Here is a 3,814-nt window from a genome sequence, read left to right as displayed (position 1 = left end):
CTATTCTATTATAATTATCCTAATTTTAATCTATATTTATATCTCTATAAAAATAAGTATTTCATTAAAATTAAGTAATAATAAATCTTATACAGCTTATTAAAATTATTCTTACATATATCTCTTAACCATTCTTGTATTATAAATAAAAACTGTCTTAAATTTATTATTTTAAATTTAAGACAGTTTAATGTATGCTATAGTTCTTTTGTAACTCTAATAGTTTGATCCCTTCTTGGACCAACACCTACTATAGAAATTTTAGTTCCTGTTAACTCTTCAATTCTTTCTAAGTATTTCTTAGCATTTAAAGGTAGTTCATCATAACTTCTAGCTTCAGCTACTTCTTCTCCCCAACCTTCAAACTCTTCATATATTGGTTCACATTTTGCTAAGTCCTTTAAGCTTGCTGGGAAATAATCTATAACCTTATTATCATATTTATATCCTACACAAATTTTTAGTTTATCAAGGCCTGCTAAAGTATCTATTTTAGTAACACATAATGATGTTAATCCTGAAACTCTTACTGTTGTTTTTAAAATAACAGCATCAAGCCATCCACATCTTCTTGATCTACCTGTAGTTACTCCATACTCATGTCCTTTTTCTCTTATCCATTCACCAATTTCATTATCTAACTCAGTTGGAAATGGACCTTTACCAACTCTTGTTGTATAAGCCTTAGCTATCCCAACAGCATTAGTAACCATAGTTGGTCCTATCCCTGAACCACTTGCTACACCACATGCAGTAGTGTTTGAAGAAGTTACATATGGATAAGTTCCATAATCTATATCAAGTAACATACCTTGAGCTCCTTCAAATAAAACAGTTTTATCTGATTTGATTTCATCATAAAGCTTTACTGATGTATCTTGTACGTATGGTCTTAATCTATTAGCTAATTCTAAGTATTCAGTAAGAATATCATCGTAGCTTAATGCTTCTCCATTTAAAACATTAACTATATATTTATTCTTAGCTTCAATACTTTCCCTTAATTTTTCTTTAAAAGTTTCCTCATCTATTAAATCACAAATTCTAATTCCAGATCTCTCAAATTTATCAGTATAACATGGTCCAATTCCCTTACCAGTTGTTCCAATATCATTTTTTCCTCTAGCTTGTTCTTTTAACTTATCTAATACTTTATGGTATGGCATAATAACATGCGCTCTATCACTTACAATAAGTTTTTCTGGTGTAACCTTAACACCTTCACCTTCTAAGTAATCTATTTCTGTAAATAAGGCTTTTGGATCAACGACAACTCCATTACCTATGATATTTAATTTATTATCATATAATATTCCTGATGGTATCAGGTGAAGTTTATATTGTTTTTCGCCAACTTCAACAGTATGACCTGCATTATTTCCCCCTTGGAATCTAACTATTACCTGTGCTTCTTCTGCAAGATAATCAGTCATCTTCCCCTTTCCTTCATCTCCCCATTGAGCTCCTAAAACAACAAATGCTGACATATGTTTGCCTCCTTGATAAAGGACTTATATTTAGTCCTCTCTAATAAAATAAATTTACAAATACATATTAACAAAGTCAAAATAAACTTTCAATATTTTATCGAATATTTTTTTGCATTATTTAAGTATAGTTCGTATAATTAATATATTAGTATAATTTAGAAGGAGTAGTTCTATGAATATTTATGAAGAGTCTTTAAAGTATCATGAAGAATTAAGAGGTAAATTCCAAATTAAGTCTAATTGTAAGATCTCTAATGAAAAAGATTTAACCTTAGCCTATACCCCTGGGGTTGCTGAGCCGTGTAGAGAAATACATAAAAATCCTGATGCAGCTTATACTTATACAAGGAAGTGGAATACAGTTGCTGTAATTTCTGATGGTACAGCTGTCTTAGGCTTAGGTAATATAGGTCCATTAGCTTCATTACCTGTTATGGAAGGCAAATCTATACTATTTAAAGAATTTGCAGATGTTGATGCTTTTCCGTTAGTTTTAAATACTCAAAATGTAGATGAAATAGTTGAAACTATTATAAGAATATCTCCATCCTTAGGTGGTATTAATTTAGAAGATATTTCTGCACCTAGATGTTTTGAAATAGAAAATAAGCTTAAAGAAAAGTTAGATATTCCTGTTTTTCATGATGACCAACATGGAACTGCTATAGTAGTATTAGCAGGATTAATTAATGCCTTAAAACTTGTAAATAAAAAAATTGAAAATACTAAAATAGTTATTAATGGCGCTGGATCAGCTGGAACAGCTATTTGCAAGCTACTAGTTTCCTTTGGAGCAAAGAATATACTTATGTGTGATAAGAGTGGAATAATTAATAAAGATATAGATAATTTAAATTCATCTATGAGAGAGCTTTCAGAAATAACTAACAAAAGTAATCTTAAGGGTGATTTAAAGTCTGCATTAATAAATGCTGATATTTTTATTGGTGTTTCAGCACCTAATTTAGTTACAAAAGAAATGGCTGAAACTATGAATAAAGATGCAATAATATTCGCTATGGCAAACCCAATACCTGAAATTTTTCCTGATGTTGCTAAAGAGGCTGGTGTTAAGGTTATTGGAACTGGACGTTCTGATTTTCCTAATCAAGTAAATAATGTCTTGGCATTTCCTGGAGTATTTAGAGGTGCCTTAGATGTAAGAGCTAAAGATATTAACGAAGAAATGAAAATTGCAGCTGCAAATGCTATAGCAAATTCAATAAATGATAATGATCTGAATTATGACTTTATAATTCCAAAAGCATTTGATATAAATGTTCAAAAAGCTGTAGCTAATGCTGTAAAAGAGGCTGCAATTAAAAGTGGAATTTCAAAAATTTATAAATAATACAATTAACATATGAAAAATCACAGTATGCAATACTTTATAAATTATTCATTAAGTAATCATACTGTGATTTTTTTATATTACATATTTTCTGATTTCTCTGCACATTTTTCTAATGCATTTATTACACTACTTCTAAAACCGCTATTTTCTAATTCTATAACCGCTTCTATTGTAGTTCCACCTGGTGAACAAACCATATCCTTTAATTCTCCAGGGTGTTTTCCTGTTTCTAATGCAAGCTTAGCTGACCCTAAAATAGATTGCTCTGCCATTTTATAAGCTTTGCTTCTTGGTATTCCTAGCTTTACAGCTGCATCTGCCATAGCTTCAATAAACATAAAAACATATGCTGGAGATGATCCACAAAGAGCTATAAAACCATGAAAATATTTTTCTTCTAATATTTCATATTTACCAAACATATTAAAAATACTGCAAATATCATCTATCTCTTCATCATTTAAATTTTTATTAAAACAAACTGCTGACATTGCCTCTCCGACTAAAGCTGGTGTATTTGGCATAGTTCTTACTATCTTTTTATCTTGTCCTAATATATTTTCTATATCTTTTACAGTTACACCTGCTGCAATAGAAACTACTAATGTATCCTTAGTTATATTATCCTTTACTTCTTTTAATACATCTTTAAATATATTTGGTTTCACAGCTAAAAATAATATATCTGAAAACGCTGTAACTTCATTATTATCTAATGATGCCTTAACTTTAAACTCATCTTCTATCTTTGATTTTGATTCTTCACTTCTTGTAGATACAAATATATTCTCTAGTGCTATCTCACCTGAATTAATAATTCCTCCAAGAATAGCTTTTCCCATGTTTCCGCAACCTATGAATCCAACTTTTTTATTCATTGTCCCCACTTCCTTATTAATATTTTTTATAAATATTTTTCTTATTTTTTTATAATTTAAGTTTTTCCCCACTTTACTCATAGGATATATTA

Annotated in this window: 3 protein-coding genes; 1 reads left to right on the top strand and 2 read right to left on the bottom strand. The window is 29.5% G+C overall.

Annotation, left to right across the window (positions count from 1 at the left end; genetic code table 11):
• Window positions 1-197: 197 nt before the first annotated feature.
• Window positions 198-1,487, bottom strand: coding sequence for an adenylosuccinate synthase (locus tag E6248_RS14305; RefSeq protein WP_316341455.1), 1,290 nt, complete (start codon window positions 1,485-1,487; stop codon window positions 198-200).
• Between the two features lie 175 nt (window positions 1,488-1,662).
• Here E6248_RS14305 and E6248_RS14300 point away from each other — a divergent pair, with 175 nt between their 5' ends.
• Window positions 1,663-2,841 carry a malic enzyme-like NAD(P)-binding protein gene (locus E6248_RS14300; protein WP_316341454.1) on the top strand — a complete coding sequence of 393 codons (1,179 nt, stop codon included), beginning with the start codon at window positions 1,663-1,665 and terminating at the stop codon, window positions 2,839-2,841.
• Window positions 2,842-2,921: 80 nt separating this feature from the next.
• Here E6248_RS14300 and proC read toward each other — a convergent pair whose 3' ends face one another.
• A complete protein-coding gene (proC, locus tag E6248_RS14295; RefSeq protein WP_316341456.1) occupies window positions 2,922-3,722 on the bottom strand; it encodes a pyrroline-5-carboxylate reductase in 801 nt (266 codons plus the stop codon).
• Between the last annotated feature and the right edge of the window lie 92 nt (window positions 3,723-3,814).

The organism is Clostridium sp. (assembly GCF_032552055.1).
GTDB lineage: Bacteria > Bacillota > Clostridia > Clostridiales > Clostridiaceae > Clostridium.
This window is presented reverse-complemented; position numbering and strand designations above follow the sequence as displayed.